17 protein-coding genes are annotated in these 23346 nt (G+C 71.0%); 11 read left to right on the top strand and 6 right to left on the bottom strand.

Features of this window, described 5'->3' with window-relative positions:
* Positions 1–3 precede the first annotated feature (3 nt).
* Positions 4–240 (top strand): hypothetical protein, encoded by a 237-nt coding sequence (locus ACFVZH_RS35305; protein ID WP_384903972.1) that lies wholly within the window; start codon positions 4–6, stop codon positions 238–240.
* 431 nt (positions 241–671) lie between these two features.
* Here ACFVZH_RS35305 and ACFVZH_RS35300 read toward each other — a convergent pair whose 3' ends face one another.
* Together ACFVZH_RS35300 and ACFVZH_RS35295 are read right to left on the bottom strand one after the other, a co-directional pair.
* On the bottom strand, positions 672–1370 hold the full coding sequence (locus ACFVZH_RS35300; RefSeq protein WP_384903971.1) for a hypothetical protein: 699 nt from the start codon (positions 1368–1370) through the stop codon (positions 672–674).
* A gap of 610 nt (positions 1371–1980) precedes the next feature.
* Entirely contained in the window at positions 1981–2307 is a 327-nt protein-coding gene (locus ACFVZH_RS35295) for a carboxymuconolactone decarboxylase family protein (protein ID WP_384903969.1), read from the bottom strand.
* A 394-nt stretch (positions 2308–2701) separates the two neighbouring features.
* Here ACFVZH_RS35295 and mtrA point away from each other — a divergent pair, with 394 nt between their 5' ends.
* The 6 genes from mtrA to ACFVZH_RS35265 all read left to right on the top strand — a co-directional run bounded on the left by mtrA (position 2702) and on the right by ACFVZH_RS35265 (position 10116).
* Positions 2702–3379 carry a two-component system response regulator MtrA gene (gene mtrA / locus ACFVZH_RS35290; protein ID WP_010356958.1) on the top strand — a complete coding sequence of 226 codons (678 nt, stop codon included), beginning with the start codon at positions 2702–2704 and terminating at the stop codon, positions 3377–3379.
* A gap of 1 nt (position 3380) precedes the next feature.
* Complete coding sequence (gene mtrB / locus ACFVZH_RS35285; RefSeq protein ID WP_384903967.1) at positions 3381–5399, top strand: MtrAB system histidine kinase MtrB; 2019 nt, start codon at positions 3381–3383, stop codon at positions 5397–5399.
* Positions 5400–5472: 73 nt separating this feature from the next.
* The gene (locus ACFVZH_RS35280) at positions 5473–7254 is read left to right on the top strand and encodes an LpqB family beta-propeller domain-containing protein (RefSeq protein ID WP_384903984.1); all 1782 of its coding nucleotides are present in this window, start codon (positions 5473–5475) and stop codon (positions 7252–7254) included.
* Between the two features lie 124 nt (positions 7255–7378).
* A complete protein-coding gene (locus tag ACFVZH_RS35275; protein ID WP_384903965.1) occupies positions 7379–8182 on the top strand; it encodes a ComF family protein in 804 nt (267 codons plus the stop codon).
* Positions 8183–8478: 296 nt separating this feature from the next.
* The gene (hpf, locus tag ACFVZH_RS35270; protein WP_366304815.1) at positions 8479–9159 is read left to right on the top strand and encodes a ribosome hibernation-promoting factor, HPF/YfiA family; all 681 of its coding nucleotides are present in this window, start codon (positions 8479–8481) and stop codon (positions 9157–9159) included.
* Between the two features lie 204 nt (positions 9160–9363).
* Positions 9364–10116 carry a response regulator transcription factor gene (locus ACFVZH_RS35265; protein ID WP_351857285.1) on the top strand — a complete coding sequence of 251 codons (753 nt, stop codon included), beginning with the start codon at positions 9364–9366 and terminating at the stop codon, positions 10114–10116.
* On the opposite strand, the gene ACFVZH_RS35260 is transcribed toward ACFVZH_RS35265, so the two are convergent.
* A complete protein-coding gene (locus ACFVZH_RS35260; protein WP_384903964.1) occupies positions 10113–11276 on the bottom strand; it encodes a winged helix-turn-helix domain-containing protein in 1164 nt (387 codons plus the stop codon). The genes ACFVZH_RS35265 and ACFVZH_RS35260 overlap by 4 nt on opposite strands.
* A 48-nt stretch (positions 11277–11324) precedes the next feature.
* Positions 11325–11915, bottom strand: a complete 591-nt coding sequence (locus tag ACFVZH_RS35255) for a GNAT family N-acetyltransferase (protein WP_384903962.1) — start codon at positions 11913–11915, stop codon at positions 11325–11327.
* A gap of 239 nt (positions 11916–12154) precedes the next feature.
* Between ACFVZH_RS35255 and secA the strand changes: the two genes are divergently transcribed.
* Complete coding sequence (gene secA / locus ACFVZH_RS35250) at positions 12155–14965, top strand: preprotein translocase subunit SecA (RefSeq protein WP_384903960.1); 2811 nt, start codon at positions 12155–12157, stop codon at positions 14963–14965.
* A 164-nt stretch (positions 14966–15129) separates the two neighbouring features.
* Here the strand turns inward: secA and ACFVZH_RS35245 are convergent, their stop codons facing one another.
* A complete protein-coding gene (locus ACFVZH_RS35245; RefSeq protein WP_384903958.1) occupies positions 15130–15654 on the bottom strand; it encodes an Rv3235 family protein in 525 nt (174 codons plus the stop codon).
* A 286-nt stretch (positions 15655–15940) separates the two neighbouring features.
* Between ACFVZH_RS35245 and ACFVZH_RS35240 the strand changes: the two genes are divergently transcribed.
* Positions 15941–16447, top strand: coding sequence for a DUF6912 family protein (locus ACFVZH_RS35240; protein ID WP_384903956.1), 507 nt, complete (start codon positions 15941–15943; stop codon positions 16445–16447).
* A gap of 57 nt (positions 16448–16504) precedes the next feature.
* Positions 16505–17161, top strand: a complete 657-nt coding sequence (locus ACFVZH_RS35235; RefSeq protein ID WP_384903954.1) for an HAD family hydrolase — start codon at positions 16505–16507, stop codon at positions 17159–17161.
* A 171-nt stretch (positions 17162–17332) separates the two neighbouring features.
* Here ACFVZH_RS35235 and ACFVZH_RS35230 read toward each other — a convergent pair whose 3' ends face one another.
* Positions 17333–17887 carry a DJ-1/PfpI family protein gene (locus ACFVZH_RS35230; protein ID WP_384903952.1) on the bottom strand — a complete coding sequence of 185 codons (555 nt, stop codon included), beginning with the start codon at positions 17885–17887 and terminating at the stop codon, positions 17333–17335.
* A 431-nt stretch (positions 17888–18318) separates the two neighbouring features.
* On the opposite strand from ACFVZH_RS35230, the gene ACFVZH_RS35225 reads away from it, so the two are divergent.
* Entirely contained in the window at positions 18319–23286 is a 4968-nt protein-coding gene (locus ACFVZH_RS35225) for an NAD-glutamate dehydrogenase (protein WP_384903950.1), read from the top strand.
* Positions 23287–23346: the final 60 nt, after the last annotated feature.

The raw sequence follows: 23346 nt of genomic DNA, 5'->3' as shown, positions 1-23346 counted from the left end.
TACGTGATCAACAATGAGGACGCGTTCTTCGGGTACTACCCGATCCGTCCCAACAAGGTCGTCGCCCAGGGCGAGACGATCGAGATCTACGACCTGGTGGGCAAGGACACGACGCTCTTCCACCACTCGGTCAACGACGGCGAGTCGTCCAGTGGAGCGCAGCAGGTCCAGCAGGCCCGGATGTGGTTCGACAGCGTCTGGGAGACGATCGGAAGGGACTTCGACCTTGACGCACGCTGACCCGCTCACCGAGACCCTGGCCAACGCCCGAGTCATCCTCTTCGACTTCGACGGGCCCGTGTGTGGCGTGTTCGCCGGACTGCCGGCACCCGAGGTAGCAGGGGAACTGACCGCACTCCTCTCTGCCGAGAACGAAGCCGCGGGCACGAAGGCCACCCAGGGTACCGGCCCGTGGGGTGTAGCGGTGGGGAACTCCCATCCCGTCTGCCATCGACCCAGGCAGAGCCGAGCAGACACGGGTCCTGGCGTCCAGGTCGTTCGTACAGTGGCGCGCTCCACCTGGACGCCAGGACCCGCGCCTGCTCCACGGTGTGTGGGTCGACGGCAGACGGGATGGGAGTTGGGGTGAGTGGTGGATCGGTGCCGGCGTCGGACGAGCCGACGAACCTTGAGCGGCGCCCAGTGTCTCTCCTCAGGACACGGGCGGGTTGTCACGGTGATTGCGAATTCGTGGGCACTGTCAGGGCGGAGGGAGCCAGTACCCACAGCAAGGCTCGGCCGGTCAGTGGGGTCGTGGCGATCAGGGTCAGGTAGACCTCGATGACCGATCCCTTGCCGGTGAGGACGTCCAGGTCCCCGGAAAGACGCGACAGCAGGTAGATGACGGCGTCGACGATGAGCCAGGAGGCCAGGTTCGCGCCGATCCACCACGCCCAGCGACTCGTGACCTTGCGCAGCACCATTGCCTGGGAGAGGCCGAGCAGGGGACCCAGGGCCAGGCTCTGGCTGGCGGCCAGCAGGTAGGCCGTCGAGACATCGTCGCCGGACTCCTGGGCGGTGATCACCGCAGGCATGATGACGAGCAGCCAGGCCAGCAGCGCTGGGCCGACATTGGCGGTGATCCATACCTTGCGCGGGATGGGGACGCGCCGACGGACGACGAGCCATTGCAGCGCTCCAAGAGCGCCTCCGAACAGGATGGCCCCGAGAGTGGCGATCACCAGTGCCACGACCAGGTGGCGGCTGACCAGTTTCAGGTTGAGCGCGTCGCTGCCCACCAGCGCCAGTACGAAGCCGACAGTCAGAACGATGACGAACGCGATCGTGTTGTAACCGATCCACTGCCAGTACAGGCGAGCGTCCCAGCCACTCGGTGAGGCCGACTTGAGGCATGAGTCGGAAGCTGCCATCACTCACCCTTCCCGTGCCCTCGGTTCGGGAGGACGCCATGCTCCACGGTCCGCCCTCGGGCGAGGCGGCCATCCCGGTGACCGTCTGGTGCGCCTGCCACCCTGACCGCCGGAGCCCGGGGACGTTGAAGCCACGAGCAGACGCGGCAACGCGATCACCGCATCGGAGCATCGGGGCGGAACCGTGGACAAGACTTCACGCAAGGGCCGGCGACAGACATTCCGCGCCGTGCTGCGTTCGCTGCTGACGGCGGGAATCCTCGTCGCCGCCTACTACGTGCTTCCTCTGGATTCGGCCTTCACCACCGGCAGTGTCGTCGCGCTCGTCGGCGGTATGGCGGCGGTGGCATTGCTCCTGGCGTGGCAGATCCGAAAGATCACGCCGGCCCCCCGTCCCGAGCTGCGGGCAGCGGAGGCCCTGGGGACGACCCTCCCGCTCTACCTGCTGCTGTTCGCGACGGCCTACTACTTGATGGAGCGCAGCGTCGCAGACAGCTTCAGCGAGGCACTGTCGCGGAGCGACGCGCAGTCGAACGGGGCAGGGTGCAGTCGGGCCGTTCGGGGATGGGAAGCCAGAGCGATGGGGCGTGACCGTCGGCCGAGGGTCTTGCTATCCCTCGGACTCGATCTCTGCCTCCGCGACCGCGATGGCGATGCCGAGAGCCGCGGCGATGTTGCCGGCCGCCGTCATGACGCGGGCCGTGCCCACGATGGGGGCGATGGCGACCAGGACGTCCTGGAGCCGCTCAGCGGTCACGTCCGCCTCCATGGCAGGGCCGATGTGAGCCGCGTAGGAGATGGGGGGAGCGTCCGAGGCCGCGAGCGCGGCGATACGGGTGAGGATGAGCATGTCTGGCGGCAGGCTGCACCGTTCGATCGAGTCGACGGTCATGGCGGCCAGAGTGTCCAGGACGGGGGTTTCGGATGCTACGGACATGCGGAATCGCCTCCTGAGGCGACGGCGACATCGAGATCGGGGCGGGGGAGGCCGGAGCGGAGAGGCATACACGGGCACCGCGCTCCCTCCTCCCACCGTAGGAGCATTCCGAGTGGGGCGCCCGGGGAGCCACGGGGCCAGGGGAGTGCTCGGAGATGCCTCGGTGCCGTGGTTCTCCACTGACCGATGTGGCCGCTCTCGACCGTAGGCCGAAGCCAGTGGCGCGGGGTACGGTTCTGGGCGACCACGGGGGCCACGGGGGTGACATCCATGACTGACATCAACACCCACGGACACGGACGGTCATCAGCAGCCGCTCCGGGACGATGCCGCAGGTCAGTGAGGTATCTCACCAGCCGCCTTACGACTGATACGGAAATGGGATGATGTCGATATGAAGGGACGCGTTCTTGTCGTCGACGACGACACCGCACTGGCCGAGATGCTCGGCATCGTGCTGCGGGGTGAAGGGTTCGAGCCGTCGTTCGTCGCGGACGGTGACAAGGCGCTTGCCGCATTCAGGGAGGCCAAGCCTGACCTGGTGCTGCTCGACCTGATGCTGCCCGGAAGGGACGGCATCGAGGTGTGCCGCCTGATCAGGGCCGAGTCGGGTGTGCCGATCGTCATGCTCACGGCCAAGAGCGACACGGTGGACGTGGTGGTGGGCCTCGAGTCCGGCGCCGACGACTACATCGTGAAGCCGTTCAAGCCGAAGGAGCTCGTCGCCCGTATCCGGGCACGGCTGCGGAGGTCCGAGGAGCCGGCGCCGGAGCAGCTGACCATCGGCGACCTGGTCATCGACGTGGCCGGGCACTCGGTGAAGCGGGACGGGCAGTCCATCGCCCTGACCCCGCTCGAGTTCGACCTGCTCGTCGCGCTGGCGCGCAAGCCGTGGCAGGTGTTCACCCGTGAGGTCCTGCTGGAGCAGGTCTGGGGTTACCGGCACGCGGCCGACACGCGGCTGGTGAACGTGCACGTCCAGCGGCTGCGCTCGAAGGTCGAGAAGGACCCCGAGCGCCCCGAGATCGTGGTGACCGTCCGTGGCGTCGGTTACAAGGCGGGACCGAGCTGACATGAGTACAGGCAGTACTGCTCCGAAGCCCGGGGACCCGGGAGTCCGTACGGGGCGGACTGCCGGACCGGGGCGGGGGGGCTCGCGTTCCGGCCGTCTGCCGCGCGGCGGACGTTTCCTCCAGGACGGGACGCCGGGTGGCACCGTCTTCCGGCTCTTCGCACGCTGGGTGCGCCGCCCGCTGCTGCCGGCCGTGCGCCTGTGGCGGCGGAACATCCAGCTGCGGGTCGTCGCCGGCACCCTGCTGATGTCTCTCGGCGTGGTGCTGCTGCTCGGCATCGTCGTGATCGGCCAGGTCCGCAACGGCCTGTTCGACGCCAAGGAGAAGGCAGCCCAGAGCCAGGCCGCCGGCGGGTTCTCCGCCGCCCAGGACCGGGCGGCGACCACTCCCTCGGCGCCCGGCCAGCAGGACGGCGGACGCGCCGGCGCGTCCGTGAACTGGCGCTCCACCCTGGTCGAGCAGCTCGCCAGCGGTGGCCAGAGCGCCTTCAACGTGGTCGCCCTGTCCCTCGACACCGGCGACGCGGCGAGCCGCGGTGCCCGTGCCTCCGGAGAGGTCGACCCCACCACGAGCATCCCCGCCGAACTGCGGCACTCGGTGGCCCAGGGCACGGACACCTTCCAGCAGTCCACCCGGATCCACTACACGAGCGGCAAGGCGTCCGAGCGGGGGCTCGTGATCGGCAAGCGGCTGAACGACGCCGAGGGCGATCCGTACGAGCTGTACTACCTGTTCCCGCTGACACAGGAGGAGGACTCCCTCACCCTGGTCAAGGGCACGCTCGCGACCGCCGGGCTGTTCGTCGTCGTCCTGCTCGGGGCCATCGCCTGGTTCATGGTGCGCCAGGTCGTCACGCCCGTCCGGATGGCCGCCGGGATCGCCGAGCGGCTCTCCGCCGGCCGGCTCCAGGAGCGGATGAAGGTCACCGGCGAGGACGACATCGCGCGGCTCGGCGAGGCGTTCAACAAGATGGCGCAGAGCCTCCAGCTGAAGATCCAGCAGCTGGAGGAGCTGTCGCGGATGCAGCGGCGGTTCGTGTCGGACGTGTCGCACGAGCTGCGTACCCCGCTGACCACGGTCCGGATGGCCGCCGACGTCATCCACGAGGCCCGGGTCGACTTCGACCCGGTGACCGCGCGCTCCGCCGAGCTCCTCGGCGACCAGCTCGACCGCTTCGAGTCGCTGCTCTCCGACCTCCTGGAGATCAGCCGCTTCGACGCGGGAGCGGCGGCCCTGGAGGCCGAGCCGATAGACCTGCGCCAGGTCGTGCGCCGGGTCATCGGCGGTGCCGAGCCCCTCGCCGAGCGCAAGGGCACCCGGATCGTGGTCGTCGGCGACAAGCAGCCCGTGGTGGCCGAGGCGGACGCCCGCCGGGTCGAGCGGGTGCTGCGCAACCTCGTGGTCAACGCCGTCGAGCACGGCGAGGGCCGGGACGTGGTGGTGAAGCTGGCCTCCGCGGGCGGAGCCGTCGCCGTCGCCGTCCGCGACTACGGCGTCGGCCTCAAGCCGGGCGAGGCGACCCGGGTCTTCAACCGTTTCTGGCGCGCCGACCCGGCCCGGGCGCGTACGACCGGCGGTACGGGTCTCGGCCTGTCGATCGCCGTCGAGGACGCCCGGCTGCACGGCGGCTGGCTCCAGGCATGGGGCGAGCCCGGCGGCGGTTCGCAGTTCCGGCTCACCCTGCCGAGGACCGCGGACGAGCCGCTGCGGGGTTCCCCGATCCCGCTGGAGCCCGAGGACTCGCGGCGCAACCGCGAACAGGCGGCCGCCGGACGCGCCCAGGAGGGCGCGCGCCGGGTCGCGGTGCCGGCCCAGCCCGCAGGGGAGCGGCCTCCGCTCCCCGGACCGCCGAGGCTGCCCGCGCCGTCGCGGGCGACCGTCGACCCGACGGCTCTGCCCGGCAGTGGCGCCCGGGTGGTGGCGCGCGCGGCGACGGAGACCGATGGTGGCGGGGCGGGTCCGGCGGGGGCCGACGTGAACGGGAACGCGGAGCGGGAGGACGGGACACGTGGGCGCTGACTCCCGAGTGGAGCACGCGGGGCGGGGACGGGGTACGCGGGCGGCGGTGCTGGCCGCGTGCGGCGGTCTGCTGATGACCGCCTGCGCGACGATGCCCGACAGCGGCGACGTACAGGCGGTGAAGGGGGCCAACGCGGGTGACTCGCAGGTACGGGTCTACGCCGTCGCACCCCGTGACAACGCGGAGCCGGACGAGATCGTCGACGGCTTCCTGGAGGCCATGACCAGTGACGACCCCGGGTTCGCCACTGCCCGCAAGTACCTGACGAGCGCGGCCGCGCGGAGCTGGAAGCCGGAGCAGAGCATCACCGTGCTCACCACCGCGCCCGACCGCGAGCAGGCCGACCGCAACGCCGACCCCGACAACCAGGGCCGCGCCTACCCGCTCTCCGGCCGCAAGATCGCGACCGTGGACGCCCGGCACGCGTACCAGCCGATCAGCCCCGCCGACTATGTGCAGGCGATCCATGTCGTGCAGCAGCCCGCGGCGAACGGCAAGGGCAAGGAGTGGCGCATCGACAGCCTGCCGCCCGGCCTGGTGCTCGGCGAGGCCGACTTCCTGCGCAACTACCGTTCGGTCAACAAGTACTACTTCGCCTCCGGGGAGGACTGGGTCGTCGCCGACCCGGTCTACATCCGGCAGCGGCAGGACCCGGTCACCCGGATGGATCCGGTGACGCAGACGGTGAAGGCGCTGCTCGAAGGCCCGACGAACTGGCTGAAGCCGGCCGTCGACTCCTCCTTCCTCTCGGGTACGGAGCTGAGGGAGGGCGTCACCACGCTCACGCCGGACGACCAGTCCACGCTGCGGGTGCCGCTCAACGCCAAGGCGGACCGGGCGGGCGGCGACGCGTGCCGGCGGATGGCGGCGCAGCTGCTGTTCACGCTGGGGGACCTGACGTCGGTACGGGTCGAGCAGGTGGAGCTCCTGGGGTCCGGTGACCGGTCGCTGTGCCGGCTGGGCAAGGGGCAGGCGGCCGAGTTCGCCGCGGTCCGGGACACGGGCCGGGAGGAGAACCCGTACTTCGTCGACGAGCACGGCAAGCTGATGGCGCTGATGGCCGGGGCCAAGGAGGCCGTCGCGCCGGTCGAGGTGCCGGGGCCGCTCGGCAAGGGCACCGTGCAGCTCGGGTCCGTCGCCGTCGACCGGGGTGAGACCCGGGCCGCCGGGGTCGGCTCGGGCGGCCGTGAGCTGTACGTCTCCTCGATCACCACCGAGCAGGAAGCGGCTCCCGCGATCCTGCGGAGCAAGGCCGCCCGGCCCCAGGACCGGCTGTCCGCGCCCAGCTGGGACGGCCGGGGCGATCTGTGGGTCGCCGACCGCGACCCCGCCGGACCGAAACTGTGGATGGTGCCGGACGGTACCGGCACGCCCGTCGAGGTCCGTACCCCCTGGCTGGACGACGGCGCCCGGATCGAGTCCCTGCGGGTCTCCGCGGACGGCGTCCGGATCGCGCTGGTGGTCACCCGGGGCGAGCGCACGACCCTGCAGATCGGCCGGGTCCAGCGGCAGACGTCGGGTGACGAACCGGTCGTCTCGGTCCTTGACCTGCAGCCCGCCGCGCCCCGGATGGAGTCGGTCACGGCCGTCTCCTGGGCCGGGCCGAGCCGGCTCGTCGTGGTCGGCAAGGAGGCGGGCGGCGTCCAGCAGATCCGCTACCTCCAGACCGACGGTTCGACGTCGGCGACCTCGGTGCTGCCCGGGCTGAACGGGGTGACCTCGGTCGCCGCGCCGCACACGGACAAGGCGTTCGTCGTCGCCGACTCCGGGAACGACGGCATCGTCCGGCTGGTGCCGGGCTCGAACTGGCAGCCGGTCGTCAAGGTGGGGGCCTCGCCCGTCTATCCGGGCTAGGGGAGCGTCGTCGGGGATCCGTTCTCCCGGCACCCCGCCGCCCCCGCACCTGACGTACTTCGCCGGGTCGCGGGGGTTTTCCACAGGGGTGGCAGGGGGCGCCGGGAAGGCGCACAGTGGAGCCATGCGGGGGTGGTGGCGGGAGGTCGCCGGGCTGGTGCTGCCGGTCGCCTGCGGAGGCTGCGGCAGGCCGCGGACGGAGTTGTGCCCGTCGTGCGCGGCCGCGCTGACCGGGACGGGGCCGAGCAGGGTGCGGCCGACGCCCGAGCCGCCCGGGCTGCCCGTGGTCCATGCCGTCGCGCCGTACGCCGACGCCGTCCGGGAACTGCTGCTCGCCCACAAGGAGCGGGGGGCACTCACGCTCGCCCGGCCCCTGGGCGGAGCCCTGGCCGCCGCCGTGGAGGCCGCCGCGGGGCCCTCCGAGGGCCCGGCGGCCGCGCCGCTACTCCTGGTGCCGGTGCCGTCCTCGCGACGTTCCGTGCGGGCGCGTGGGCACGATCCGACGCGGCGGATCGCTCTGGCGGCGGCGTCGCGGCTGCGGAGGGCGGGGCGGGCGGCGCGGGTCGTGCCCGTGCTGCGCCAGCGGCGGTACGTGGCCGACCAGGCGGGCCTCGGCGCGTCCGGGCGGCTCGCCAACCTCGCGGGGGCCCTGGAGGTCGTGCCGGGCGGAGCGCGGCTCCTCGCGGCCGGAAAGGCGGTGCTCGTGGACGACCTGATGACGACCGGAGCCTCGCTCGCGGAAGCGGCGCGGGCCCTCGGAGCCGTACACCGTCCGTTCATTCCCGGAATACCGAACGGCTTACCGGCCGGTTTCGCGCAGCATGGATTCGAACAGCGGGTGGCGGCTGTGATCGCATCCTCTCCCGTCTCGTTCGAAATAAACAGGAACTCGCCAGGAACTTGGATCGTTGCAGGTGGTGAGCGGTGAAAGCACCCGAACGGAGGTATGTCGCGGTAGCGGGTGCCGACACCCGTCCGAAGGGGCTATGTTCGGTTGTGAGGGATGGCGAATGCCATCGCCTCACCGAATACATGGTTGCGCCTACAGGACAGGAGTTCAGGGCGAATTAACCTCTTGTCGATGGGGTGGGGATCTTGTCGACTGGGGAGGAGGAGGTGAAAGTCGCCAAGTCCGAGCTCCGGTAATCCAGCCGGAGTCTGGTGCAAAGGGAGATGCCCGGCGGCCAAGGCGCCGATCCGGGTGATCCGGGAACGGAGTTCTGCGTGGACATCGTCGTCAAGGGCCGCAAGACCGAGGTGCCCGAGCGGTTCCGCAAGCACGTGGCCGAGAAGCTGAAGCTGGAGAAGATCCAGAAGCTCGACGGCAAGGTGATCAGCCTCGACGTCGAGGTGTCCAAGGAGCACAACCCGCGGCAGGCCGACAGGTCCGACCGCGTGGAGATCACCCTCCACTCCCGAGGCCCGGTGATCCGGGCGGAAGCGGCGGCAGGCGACCCGTACGCAGCGCTCGACCTCGCGAGCGACAAGCTCGAGGCACGACTGCGCAAGCAGCACGACAAGCGGTACACCCGCCGCGGCAACGGCAGGCTGTCGGCAGCGGAGGTCGGGGACGTGGTGCCCGGCGCCGCCCAGCTCAACGGGGACGGCCAACTGGCCGCCGACGAGCCCGACAAGGTGCCCACCACGATGATGGGCTCGATCGAAGTCCAGGGCGAGGGCCCGCTGGTGGTCCGCGAGAAGACCCACCGGGCCGCCCCCATGACGCTCGACCAGGCGCTCTACGAGATGGAGCTGGTCGGCCACGACTTCTATCTCTTCGTCGACTCCGACAACAAGCAGCCGAGCGTCGTCTACCGGCGACACGCTTACGACTACGGCGTCATCCACCTGGAGAGCGACCCGCTCGCCGAGGGCGGCGGCGCCGGTGGTGCACTCGGCGGCTGACCGGCCGCCACCCCTCATCTCAGATGTCTCCCACGGTGCCCCTGGAGCGCACGGCGTGCCCCCCAGGGGCACCCCCGTGTGCCCGCGGAGCACCCCATCGCCGCCGGGGCATGAAATCATGGCGTGCACGCCAACCTGTGCTCTGCGAGCAGCGGTTGGAGGACCGGAAACGAATTCAGGCCACGGCCTTCAGGGGGAGGAACGATGGCGGACAGCTTCGGGCCGGTGCTCAGCGGGCGCGAGCACGGCGGTGCGGTCCCGGAGGGATCGGATTCGGACAGCGGTGCGTTCCGCAGGGAGCCGATCCGCGTCCTCGTCGTGGACGACCATGCCCTCTTCCGCCGCGGCCTCGAGATCGTCCTCGCCCAGGAGGAGGACATCCAGGTCGTCGGAGAGGCCGGTGACGGCGCCGAGGCCGTCGACAAGGCGGCCGATCTGCTGCCCGACATCGTCCTGATGGACGTACGGATGCCCCGGCGCGGCGGCATCGAGGCGTGCACCTCCATCAAGGAGGTGGCCCCCAGCGCGAAGATCATCATGCTGACGATCAGCGACGAGGAGGCCGACCTCTACGACGCGATCAAGGCCGGGGCCACCGGCTACCTCCTCAAGGAGATCTCCACCGACGAGGTCGCGACGGCGATCCGGGCGGTCGCGGACGGCCAGTCCCAGATCAGCCCGTCGATGGCGTCGAAACTCCTCACCGAGTTCAAGTCGATGATCCAGCGCACCGACGAGCGTCGGCTGGTGCCCGCGCCCCGGCTCACCGACCGCGAGCTGGAGGTCCTCAAGCTCGTCGCGACCGGGATGAACAACCGGGACATCGCCAAGGAACTGTTCATCTCGGAGAACACCGTGAAGAACCACGTCCGCAACATCCTGGAGAAGCTCCAGCTGCACTCCCGGATGGAGGCCGTGGTCTACGCGATGCGGGAGAAGATCCTGGAGATCCGCTAGCCCAGCGCGGACACCAGGGCCGCCGCCAGGTCGGGGCGCTCGACGCGCTCCACCCGCACGGCGTCGCAGCCGACCCACTCGGCCGCCTCGCGCAGGGCCTGGGCCACGGCGGGCACGGCCTTGGGGCCGTCGAGGGTGACCTGCCGGGCGACGAGCGTCCGGCCCTCCCGCGCCGGGTCGACCCGGCCGACGAGCCGGCCCCCGGCCAGGACCGGCATCGCGAAGTAGCCGTGCACCCGCTTCTGCTTGGGCACGTACGCCTCCAGGCGGTGCGTGAAGCCGAAGATCCGCTCCGTCCGGGGCCGCTCCCAGATCAGCGAGTCGAACGGCGAGAGCAGCGTCGTGCGGTGCCGGCCCCGCGGCTCCGCCGCCAGCGCCGCCGGGTCGGCCCAGGCGGGCTTCCCCCAGCCCGCCACCGTCACCGGCACGAGCCCCGACGCCTCCACCGCCGCGTCGAACTGCTCGGCCTTGAGCCGGTGGTAGTCGGCGATGTCCGCGCGCGTGCCCACGCCGAGCGCCTCGCCCGCCTGCCGCACCAGGCGCCGCACGCACTCGGCGTCGTCCAGCTCGTCGTGCAGCAGGGTCTGCGGGATCGCCCGCTCGGCCAGGTCGTACACCCGCTTCCAGCCTCGTCGCTCCGTGACGACGACCTCGCCGTACATCAGCGCGCGCTCCACGGCGATCTTGGCGTCGGACCAGTCCCACCACTCGCCCTGGTTCTTCGCGCCGCCCAGCTCGGTCGCCGTCAGCGGTCCCTGGTCCCGCAGCTGGTCGATCACCTTGTCGTACGCCCCGGGCGACAGCTCGTGCCCCCAGTGCGGGCGGTCGCGGTAGGCGCGCCTGCGGAAGGCGAAGTGCGGCCACTCCTCGACGGGCAGCACGCAGGCGGCGTGCGACCAGTACTCGAAGGCGTGGGCCCCGGTCCAGTACGCGTCCTCGACCGTCGTCCGGCCGACGGCGCCCAGGCGCGCGTAAGGAATGAGCTCGTGCGAGCGGGCCAGCACGGAGATGGTGTCCAGCTGGACCTGGCCGAGCGACCGCAGGACCCCGCGCACCCCGGCCCTGCGGTCGGGCGCGCCCAGGAAGCCCTGGGCGCGCAGCGCGATCCTGCGGGCTTCGTCGGCGGACAGTTCGGCGGCGGGGCGCGGCGCAGTCGTCATGGACCGCACCCTAGGCCCCGGCACTGACACCCGGTCCAGGCCCGGGGCTCAGGCGGCACCGGTCGGCAGATCGCGGGCCGGGAGGTACGGGAGGGGGCTCGGCAGGCCGAAGTCGGAGGGGAGCAGGGCGCCGACCCAGCCGTCCCGGAGCGTGCCCTTGTTGGGCAGGCCCGCACGCTGCACGCCCTCGACCACGAAGCCGACCCGCTCGGCGACGGCCCGCGAGCCGGCGTTGCCGACCTCGGCCCGCCAGATCAGCCGGACGCAGCCGAGCCCGGTGAAGGCCCAGTGGGCCAGGGCGCGCACGGCCTCGGTCATGTAGCCCTGGCCGCGGGCCTCGGCGGCGAGCCAGTAGCCGACCTCCCAGGTGCCGGTGCCCCGGTCGTGCAGCGAGGCGGCGGCGAGCAGCGGGCCGCCGCCCAGCGGCTCCACGGCGAAGACGTACTCCCTGTCCTCCCGCCAGCCGTCCGGGACCAGCTGGTTCAGGAAGAACGCCGCGTCCTCGCGCCGGTACGGGTCGGGGACGGTCGTCCAGCGGCGGATGGCGGGGTCCTGACAGATGGCGTACACCGTCTCGGCGTCCTCGGGGACGAAGCTCCGCAGCCGCAGGCGGTCGGTGGTGAGGGTGATGGGGTCCATGCCGGGATTGTCGTGAGACCGCTGTCCGGAAGCGAACACTTTTCGGGTGGGGCGGCACCTTCCGCCCACCTCGTGCGTTCTCATTCCGGGCGGACGTACGGCTCCGGCACTGCGGGCCTCCCTCTGCACGGGCGGTCTCGCTTACGATGGCCGTTGCGGTGGGGACCACCTGCCGTGCCCGCGCTCGCGTCCATCACAAGACCCAGTGCCAGGCCCGACCGGCAAGGAGACCAGCCTCAGTGTCCGTCTTCAACAAGCTCATGCGTGCAGGCGAAGGCAAGATCCTGCGCAAACTGCACCGCATCGCGGACCAGGTCAACTCCATCGAAGAGGACTTCGTCAACCTCTCCGACGCCGACCTGCGGGCGCTCACCGAGGAGTACAGGCAGCGGTACGCCGACGGCGAGAGCCTCGACGACCTGATGCCCGAGGCGTTCGCGACGGTGCGCGAGGCCGCCAAGCGCGTCCTCGGCCAGCGCCACTACGACGTCCAGCTGATGGGCGGCGCCGCCCTCCACCTCGGCTATGTCGCCGAGATGAAGACCGGTGAGGGCAAGACCCTCGTCGGCACCCTCCCGGCCTACCTCAACGCGCTGTCCGGCAAGGGCGTGCACCTGATCACGGTGAACGACTACCTGGCCGAGCGCGACTCCGAGCTCATGGGCCGGGTGCACAAGTTCCTCGGCCTGTCCGTCGGCTGCATCCTCGCCAACATGACTCCGGCCCAGCGCCGTGAGCAGTACGGCTGCGACATCACGTACGGCACGAACAACGAGTTCGGCTTCGACTACCTGCGCGACAACATGGCGTGGTCCCAGGACGAGCTCGTCCAGCGCGGCCACAACTTCGCCTGTGTCGACGAGGTCGACTCCATCCTCGTCGACGAGGCCCGTACGCCGCTGATCATCTCCGGTCCGGCCGACCAGGCGACGAAGTGGTACGGCGACTTCGCCAAGCTCGTCACCCGCCTCTCCAAGGGCGAGCCCGGCAACCAGCTCAAGGGCATCGAGGAGACCGGCGACTACGAGGTCGACGAGAAGAAGCGCACCGTCGCCATCCACGAGGCCGGTGTCGCCAAGGTCGAGGACTGGCTCGGCATCGACAACCTCTACGAGTCGGTGAACACCCCGCTCGTGGGCTACTTGAACAACGCCATCAAGGCGAAGGAACTGTTCAAGAAGGACAAGGACTACGTCGTCATGGACGGCGAAGTCATGATCGTCGACGAGCACACCGGCCGTATCCTCGCCGGCCGCCGCTACAACGAGGGCATGCACCAGGCGATCGAGGCGAAGGAAGGGGTGGCGATCAAGGACGAGAACCAGACCCTCGCCACGATCACCCTGCAGAACTTCTTCCTCCTGTACTCGAAGCTCTCCGGCATGACCGGTACGGCCATGACCGAGGCCGCCGAGTTCCACCAGATCTACAAGCTGGGCGTCGTCCCGATCCCCACGAACAGGCCGATGATCCGCAAGGACCAGTCCGACCTGATCTACCGGACCGAGGTCGCCAAGTTCGCCGCCGTCGTCGACGACATCGCGGAGAAGCACGAGAAGGGTCAGCCGATCCTCGTCGGCACGACCTCCGTCGAGAAGTCCGAGTACCTCTCGCAGCAGCTCTCCAAGCGCGGTGTCCAGCACGAGGTCCTCAACGCCAAGCACCACGACCGCGAGGCCAGCATCGTCGCCCAGGCCGGCCGCCGCGGCGCCGTCACCGTCGCCACGAACATGGCCGGTCGCGGTACCGACATCAAGCTCGGCGGCAACCCGGACGACCTCGCCGAGGCCGAGCTGCGCCAGGCGGGTCTCGACCCGGTCGAGCACGTCGAGGAGTGGGCCGCGGCCCTCCCCGCCGCCCTGGAGCGCGCCGTGAAGGCCGTGAAGGCGGAGTTCGAGGAGGTCAAGGACCTCGGTGGGCTGTACGTGCTCGGCACCGAGCGCCACGAGTCCCGCCGTATCGACAACCAGCTGCGCGGTCGTTCCGGCCGTCAGGGCGACCCCGGCGAGTCCCGCTTCTACCTCTCGCTCGGCGACGACCTGATGCGTCTGTTCAAGGCGCAGATGGTCGAGCGCGTGATGGCCATGGCCAACGTGCCGGACGACGTGCCGATCGAGAACAAGATGGTCACCCGGGCGATCGCCTCCGCCCAGTCGCAGGTCGAGACCCAGAACTTCGAGACGCGCAAGAACGTCCTGAAGTACGACGACGTCCTCAACCGGCAGCGCCAGGTCATCTACGGCGAGCGCCGCCGCGTCCTGGAGGGCGAGGACCTGCACGAGCAGATCCAGCACTTCATGGACGACACGATCGACGACTACATCCGCCAGGAGACCGCCGAGGGCTTCGCGGAGGAGTGGGACCTCGACCGTCTGTGGAACGCCTTCCGGCAGCTCTACCCGGTGAAGGTCACCGTGGAGGAGCTGGAGGACGCGGCCGGGGACCGGGCGGGCATCACCGCCGAGTTCATCGCCGAGTCCATCAAGGACGACAGCCACGAGCAGTACGAGACGCGGGAGAAGCAGCTCGGCTCGGAGGTCATGCGTGAGCTGGAGCGGCGCGTGGTCCTGTCCGTCCTGGACCGCAAGTGGCGCGAGCACCTCTACGAGATGGACTACCTCCAGGAGGGCATCGGCCTGCGCGCCATGGCGCAGAAGGACCCGCTGGTCGAGTACCAGCGCGAGGGCTTCGACATGTTCACCGCCATGATGGAGGGCATCAAGGAGGAGTCCGTCGGCTACCTGTTCAACCTGGAGGTCCAGGTCGAGCAGCAGGTCGAGGAGGTCCCCGTGCAGGCGTCCGCTCCCTCGCTCGACAAGGGGGACGCCGTCCCGGCGGCCGCCGGGCGTCCGGAGATCCGCGCCAAGGGGCTCGACACCCCGCAGCGGCCGGACCGGCTGCACTTCTCCGCGCCGACCGTCGACGGTGACGGCGGTGTCGTCGAGGGCGACTTCGCCTCCGACGACGCGGACGGCGGCGACGGGATGACCCGCGCCGAGCGGCGCAAGGCGCAGAAGAACGCGGGCGGCGGGCGTCGCCGCAAGAAGTGAGGTGCCGCCGCCGACGGCTCTGACGAGGAGTCGCCGAGGCGGTGAGCGGTGCGAGGGGTCGGTTGCCCGGTGGGCGGCCGGCCCCTTCGTCATGCGGGGCGGGCGGTGCGCCTCATGTCCGGCGGGCGCCCGCGGCGAGCGGCATGCGGGGCGGTCGGTGCGCCTCACGCCCGGTGGACGCCCGCGGCGAGGCCGTCGAGCTCCACGGCGGCGCAGCGCCAGCGCTGGTCGGCGCCGCGCTCCAGGCGGAACGCCATCGCCCGGACGCGGGGGCCGGTGGCGATCGTCGCGAATGCCTCCACGGCCGTCCGGCCGTCGTGCACCTGCGCCGAGCAGCGGCGCAGGACGGGCCGGGGGCCGAGCGACCGCAGGGGCGTCAGCGGGGCGAGCAGGACGAGCTGCTCGTACGCCTCGCCGACGGTGTGGCCGAGCATCCAGTGGACGGGGCGCTCCCCGCTGAGGACGGCGAGGAGGCGCTCGGCGAAGACGGTGTGCGGGGGCAGCGCGCGGGGCGGCGCGGGAGTGCGGGGGTGTGTGCCCGCGTGCCCGCGGGGGCGGGTGCCCGCCGGTCCTCCGGGGGCGGTGCGGGGGCGAGGGGTGCGCGGGCGGGTGGTCGCCGTGGCGGCGTGCGGCTGCCGCGTCTGCCCCGGCACGTGCGGCTGCGGCTGGCTGGTGAGCGTGGTGGTCATGGCGGTCCCCTTGTCGTTCCGTAACCGAGCGATACCGAGCGGTAACTTTCCGTTGGGGATCTTGTACGGGTGGGCTCCGAGGGCCCGCAAGGACTCCGGCTCGCGGCAGCCGCCCGAAAACGGAATCACCTATCCGGGTGACGCCCCGGAAAATCGGCTCTCCAGGTGCCCGGAAACGGCCTCCCGCGGCGGACGGAGGTGGACGGCGGCGGACGTCGGCCGGGAACCCCGAAGGGGGACTCCGCACGTATCCTGAGGGCCTCTCCGTCTACGAAAGCGGCCAGCCATGCGCGTGTACGTCCCCCTGACCCTCCCCGGTCTCGCACAGGCGCACAAGGCGGGCGAGCTGGGCCCCGGCCCGCTGACCGCCTACGCCGTCACCCCCGCGCTGCGCGAGTGGTACGTCTCCGACGACATCGAGGAACTGGAGTACGCGGCGCTCAACCGGGCCGCGGCCGCCTCCCTGCGACTCCTCGCCGGCGAGCCCGGGGCGCCCCGGCGCCGGATCGTCGTCGCCGTCGACGTCGCCGACAAGGACGCGGCCGCCGACCCCGACGGCGGGCTGCACGCCGACTCCATCGGCGAGGTCCGGATCGCCGGCCCCGTCCCGCTGTCCAAGGCGGCGGCGGTGCACGCCGACGCGGACGACGCCGAGGCGGACGTCACCGCGGCGGCGGGCGCGCTGGGAGCGGCGGACCAGGGCGACGACGACGCCCGGTTCGTCGTGGACGGCGCCGAGGACCACGAGCTGCTCTGGTTCGGCGTGCAGGAGATTCCCGGGCTGCTGGGCTGACGCCCTTCCGCGCCCCGGAGGCTCTTCGCCGTCCGAGGCGGCGGGTACCGTCTCCCCATGGGGAAGCACGGGAAGCATCTGGTCTGGGACTGGAACGGCACACTGCTCGACGACACCGGCGCGGTGATCGGCGCCACGAACGCCGCCTTCGCGGAGCTCGGGCTCGCATCGATCACCCTGGAGCAGTACCGGGAGCTGTACACGGTGCCGGTGCCGAAGTTCTACGAGCGGCTCATGGGGCGGCTGCCCACCGACGCGGAGTGGACCGTCATGGACGGCGCCTTCCACCGGCACTACTGGCAGCGGGCCGAGGGCTGCGGGCTGACGGTCGGCGCCGCGGAGCTGCTCGCCGCGCGGCAGGAGTCCGGGTTCACGCAGTCGCTGCTGTCGCTCGCGCCGCACGCCGAGCTGATACCGCTCGTACGGAGGCACGGGATCGCCGAGCGGTTCGTCCGCATGGACGGGCGCGCCGACGCGACGACGGACGGGAAGTCCGGGCACATGGTGCGGCACCTGGCCGCGCTGCGCGTGCCGGCCGAGCAGGTGGTCGTCATCGGCGACGCGGCGGACGACGCGGTGGCCGCGGCGCACGTGGGGGCGAGGGCGGTGCTGTACACCGGGGGGTCGCACAGCCGGGCTTCCCTGGAGCGGGTCGGGGTGCCCGTGGTGGACTCGCTGGAGGAGGCGGTCGCCGTCGCGGAGGAGCTGGCGTAGCCGTTCGCCGGCGCCCCCTGCGGGGCGGCGCGGCCCGGGCCATGCCTGTCCGGTCGCGGGTCGGCCGAGCGGGCCGCGTGCGCCCCGATGGCCACCCACCGGCCCGGGTGCGGACCGGCGGGCGGCCGGGGCGGGTACGAACGCCGACGACCACCCGACGGGCCCGGGGTGTCAGCCCTTGGAACGCAGGACCTTGAGGAATTCGCGCATCCAGCTCGGGTGGTCGGGCCAGGCACGGGAGGAGACGAGGAGGCCGTCGACGACGGCCGCGGAGTCCTGGAAGGTGGCGCCCGCCGCCTGCATGTCGAGCTCCAGGGCGGGGTAGGCGGTGACGCGGCGGCCCTCCAGGCTGCCCACGGCGGCCGTCAGGAGCGGGCCGTGGCAGATCTGCGCGACCGGCTTGTCGGCGTCGAAGAACGCCTTGAGGATCTTGCGGAGCTCGGGGTCGTTGCGCAGGTACTCCGGAGCGCGGCCGCCCGGGATCACCACCGCCAGGTACGCGCCCGGGTCGACCTCCGAGAAGGCCAGGTCGGCGGGCCAGGTGTAGCCCGGCTTCTCGGTGTACGTGTCGAATCCGGGCTCGAAGTCGTGGACCACGAACCGCAGCGTCTTACGGGCCGGGGCGGCGATGTCGACCTCGTAGCCCTCCTCCAGAAGCCGCTGGTAGGGGTACATCACCTCCAGGGATTCCGCCGCGTCCCCGGTCACGATCAGGATCTTCGCCATGGCTCTCCCAGGTCACAGATGGTCGGTCTGTCGTGCTGTGCCCCATGCTCGCGTACACGCTGCCCCCGACGGGCCGGTTTGCCAAGAGGACACGTGTCGCTGTCCATAACGTCAAACTTCGCCCGCTCTTTTGTACGCATACGGCTCATGACGGTTCGGGGTGCGGGGGCGATAGGCTTTTGCCGTGATCAGCGCGATACGCCGTGGGGGCAGCGAAGCCCCCGGCTGCCGCCCGGTCCGCGACAGCGGCCGGGCCGACGGTGCGTTCGCCGATCCTTCCCGCCCGGGCGCGCCGCGCTCCGTGGCCGATAACGACCCGGGCATCTCTCATCCGGGCATAACGTCGTCTCCGACCGGAACCACCGCGTCGTGGCGTTGTGCCCTTTCTTCCACCGACGTCACGCAACGGCGCGCGACAGGAGCCAGAGGACATGCAGACCAAGCTGGACGAAGCAAAGGCCGAGCTGCTCGAAAGGGCCGCTCGGGTAGCTGAGCACAGCCCGGTCGGGGGGCGACTTCCGACGGGCCCGGAGGGTGCGGGGAAGCGCCCCGACCGGGACACGGTGCTCGACTACCTCCAGCGCTACTACCTGCACACCGCGCCCGAGGACCTCGGCGACCGGGACCCGGTCGACGTGTTCGGCGCCGCGCTCTCCCACTACCGGCTCGCGGAGAACCGCCCCCAGGGCACCGCGAACGTGCGCGTCCACACCCCGACGGTCGAGGAGAACGGCTGGACGAGCAGCCACTCCGTCGTCGAGGTCGTCACCGACGACATGCCCTTCCTCGTCGACTCGGTGACCAACGAGCTCTCCCGCCAGGGCCGCGGCATCCACGTCGTGATCCACCCGCAGGTCCTCGTCCGCCGTGACGTCACCGGCAAGCTCATCGAGGTCCTGTCGGCCCAGTTCGACGGCGAGCTGCCGCACGACGCGCTCACCGAGTCGTGGATCCACGTCGAGATCGACCGCGAGACCGACCGCGCCGACCTCAAGCAGATCACCTCCGACCTGCTGCGCGTCCTGTCCGACGTCCGCGAGACGGTCGAGGACTGGGACAAGATGCGCGACGCCGCGCTGCGCATCGCGGACGGGCTCCCCGCCGAGCCCACCGCCTCCGACCTGCGGCCGACCGAGGTGGAGGAGGCCCGCGAGCTGCTGCGCTGGCTCGCCGACGACCACTTCACCTTCCTCGGCTACCGCGAGTACGAGCTGGTCAACGGGGACGCCCTGACCGCAGTCCCCGGCACCGGTCTCGGCATCCTCCGCTCCGACCCGAAGCACGCCGACGCCGACCAGGGCCACCACGCCCACCCCGTCTCGCCCTCCTTCAGCCGGCTGCCCGCCGACGCCCGCGCCAAGGCGCGCGAGCACAAGCTGCTGATCCTGACGAAGGCCAACAGCCGGGCGACCGTGCACCGCCCCTCGTACCTCGACTACGTCGGCGTGAAGAAGTTCGACGCCGACGGCAACGTCGTCGGCGAGCGGCGCTTCCTCGGACTGTTCTCGTCCGCCGCGTACACCGAGTCCGTCCGCCGGGTCCCGGTCGTCAAGCGCAAGGTCCAGGAGGTCCTCGCGGGCGCCGGCTTCTCGCCGAACAGCCACGACGGCCGCGACCTGCTCCAGATCCTGGAGACCTACCCGCGCGACGAGCTGTTCCAGACCCCGGTCGACCAGCTCCGGTCCATCGTCACCAGCGTCCTGTACCTCCAGGAACGCCGCCGGCTGCGGCTCTACCTGCGCCAGGACGAGTACGGCCGTTACTACTCGGCCCTCGTCTACCTGCCGCGCGACCGCTACACGACCCGCGTCCGGCTGCGGATCATCGACATCCTGAAGGAGGAGCTCGACGGCACCAGCGTCGACTTCACCGCCTGGAACACCGAGTCGATCCTCTCCCGCCTCCACTTCGTCGTCCGCGTGAAGCCCGGCACCGAACTCGCCAAGCTCACCGACGCCGACGTCGACCGCATCGAGACCCGGCTCGTCGAGGCCGCCCGCTCCTGGTCCGACGGCTTCGGCGAGGCCCTCAACGCCGAGTTCGGCGAGGAGCGCGCCGCCGAGCTGCTCCGCCGCTACGGCAACGCCTTCTCCGAGGGCTACAAGGCCGACCACTCGCCGCGCGCCGCCGTCGCCGACCTGGTCCGCATGGAGGCCGTCGCCGCCAGCGGCAAGGACTTCGCGCTCTCCCTCTACGAGCCGGTCGCCGCCGGCCCCGGCGAGCGCCGCTTCAAGATCTACAAGACGGGCGACCAGATCTCCCTCTCCGCCGTCCTGCCGGTGCTCAACCGGCTCGGCGTCGAGGTCACCGACGAGCGCCCGTACGAGCTGCGCTGCGCCGACACCACGCACGCCTGGATCTACGACTTCGGTCTGCGGATGCCCGCCCCGACGGGCAACGGCGGCGACTACGTCGGCGGCGACGCCCGCGAGCGCTTCCAGGAGGCGTTCGCCGCCACCTGGACCGGCGAGGCCGAGAACGACAACTTCAACTCCCTCGTCCTCTCCGCCGGGCTCACCTGGCGCGAGGCGATGGTGCTGCGCGCCTACGCCAAGTACCTGCGCCAGGCAGGTGCGACGTTCAGCCAGGACTACATGGAGGACACCCTCCGCAACAACGTCCACACCACCCGGCTGCTCGTCTCCCTCTTCGAGGCCCGGATGGCCCCGGAGCGCCAGCGCGCCGGCACCGAGCTGACCGACGGCATCCTGGAGGAGCTGGACGGCGCCCTCGACCAGGTCGCGAGCCTGGACGAGGACCGGATCCTGCGCTCCTTCCTCACCGTCATCAAGGCCACGCTGCGGACCAACTTCTTCCAGAAGTCGGTCGACGGCACCCCGCACGCCTATGTGTCGATGAAGTTCGACCCGCAGGCCATCCCCGACCTGCCCGCCCCGCGCCCCGCCTTCGAGATCTGGGTGTACTCGCCCCGCGTCGAGGGCGTCCACCTGCGCTTCGGCAAGGTCGCCCGAGGCGGCCTGCGCTGGTCCGACCGCCGCGAGGACTTCCGTACGGAGATCCTCGGCCTGGTCAAGGCGCAGATGGTGAAGAACACCGTCATCGTGCCGGTCGGCGCCAAGGGCGGCTTCGTCGCCAAGCAGCTCCCGGACCCGTCCGTGGACCGGGACGCCTGGCTGGCCGAGGGCATCGCCTCGTACAAGACCTTCATCTCGGCGCTGCTCGACATCACCGACAACCTGGTCGCGGGCGAGGTCGTGCCGCCGGCCGACGTGGTCCGTCACGACGAGGACGACACCTACCTGGTCGTCGCCGCCGACAAGGGCACCGCGACCTTCTCCGACATCGCCAACGGGGTCGCCGAGGACTACGGCTTCTGGCTCGGCGACGCCTTCGCCTCCGGCGGCTCGGCCGGCTACGACCACAAGGGCATGGGCATCACCGCCCGCGGTGCCTGGGAGTCCGTCAAGCGCCACTTCCGCGAGCTGGGCCACGACACCCAGACCGAGGACTTCACGGTCGTCGGCGTCGGCGACATGTCCGGCGACGTCTTCGGCAACGGCATGCTGCTGAGCGAGCACATCAGGCTCGTCGCCGCCTTCGACCACCGGCACATCTTCATCGACCCGAACCCGGAAGCGGCCGCCTCCTACGCCGAGCGCCGCCGCCTCTTCGAGCTGCCCCGCTCGTCCTGGGCCGACTACGACCTGTCGCTGCTCTCCGCGGGCGGCGGCATCCACCCCCGCAGCGCCAAGTCGATCCCGGTCAACGCGCAGGTCAGGGCCGCCCTCGGCATCGAGGACGGGGTCACCAAGATGACCCCGGCCGAGCTGATGAAGGCCGTCCTCCACGCGCCCGTCGACCTGCTGTGGAACGGCGGCATCGGTACGTACGTCAAGTCGTCGGCCGAGTCCAACGCCGACGTCGGCGACAAGGCCAACGACGCCATCCGCGTCGACGGCCAGAACGTCCGCGCCCAGGTCATCGGCGAGGGCGGCAACCTCGGCGCGACCCAGCTCGGCCGCATCGAGTTCGCCCGCGGCGGCGGCCCCGAGGGCCAGGGCGGCAAGGTCAACACCGACGCCATCGACAACAGCGCCGGCGTCGACACCTCCGACCACGAGGTCAACATCAAGATCCTGCTCAACGGGCTCGTCACCGAGGGCGACATGACCGTCAAGCAGCGCAACAAGATCCTCGCGGAGATGACCGACGAGGTCGGCCGACTCGTCCTGCGCAACAACTACGCGCAGAACACCGCCCTCGCCAACGCCGTCGCCCAGTCGCCCTCGCTGCTCCACGCCCACCAGCGGTTCATGCGCCGCCTGGGCCGCGACGGCAGCCTCGACCGCTCCCTGGAGTTCCTGCCCAGCGACCGGCAGGTCCGCGACCTGCTCAACAACAGCCGCGGTCTGAGCCAGCCGGAGCTCGCCGTCCTCCTCGCGTACACCAAGATCACGGTGGCCGACGAGCTGATCGGCACGGAGCTGCCGGACGACCCGTACCTGCGCGGGCTGCTCCACGCGTACTTCCCGACGCTGCTGCGCGAGAAGTTCACCGAGGCCGTCGACAATCACGCCCTGCGCCGCGAGATCATCACCACCGTCCTGGTCAACGACACCGTCAACACCGGTGGCTCGACCTTCCTGCACCGCCTCCGCGAGGAGACCGGCGCGTCGATCGAGGAGATCGTCCGGGCGCAGACCGCCGCCCGCGCCGTCTTCCGGCTCGGCCAGGTCTGGGACGCCGTCGAGGCCCTCGACAACCAGGTGCCGGCCGAGATCCAGACCCAGATGCGCCTGCACTCCCGCCGGCTCGTCGAGCGCGGCACGCGCTGGCTGCTCAACAACCGGCCGCAGCCGCTCCAGATCGGCGAGACGATCGAGTTCTTCGCCGAGCGTGTCGAGGAGGTCTGGACGCAGCTGCCTCAGCTGCTGCGCGGCTCGGACCTGGAGTGGTACCAGTCGATCCTGGAGGAGCTGACCGGGTTCGGCGTGCCGGAGGAGCTCGCGCTGCGGGTCGCCGGCTTCTCCTCCGCCTTCCCGATCCTCGACGTCGTCGCGATCGCGGACCGGATGGGCAAGGAGCCGCTCGCGGTGGCCGAGGTCTACTACGACCTCGCCGACCGGCTGCGGATCACCGACCTGATGGACCGGATCATCGAGCTGCCGCGCGCCGACCGGTGGCAGTCGATGGCCCGCGCCTCGATCCGCGAGGACCTGTTCGCGGCCCACTCGGCGCTGACCGCCGACGTCCTGACCGTCGGCAACGGCACGACGAGCCCCGAAGAGCGGTTCAAGGCGTGGGAAGAGAAGAACGCGGCGATCCTCGGCCGCGCCCGGACGACCCTGGAGGAGATCCAGGGCTCGGACACCTTCGACCTGGCGAACCTGTCGGTCGCGATGCGGACCATGCGCACGCTGCTCCGCACGCACAGCTAGTCGCGTGACGGCGAAGGGCCCCACCGGTGTTCCGGTGGGGCCCTTCCGCGTACCCCGGGG

The sequence above is a fragment of the Streptomyces sp. NPDC059534 genome (assembly GCF_042743475.1).
Classification (GTDB): Bacteria; Actinomycetota; Actinomycetes; order Streptomycetales; family Streptomycetaceae; genus Streptomyces.
Note: the sequence above shows the minus strand (reverse complement) of the source record. Positions and strands in the feature narration are given on the sequence as shown.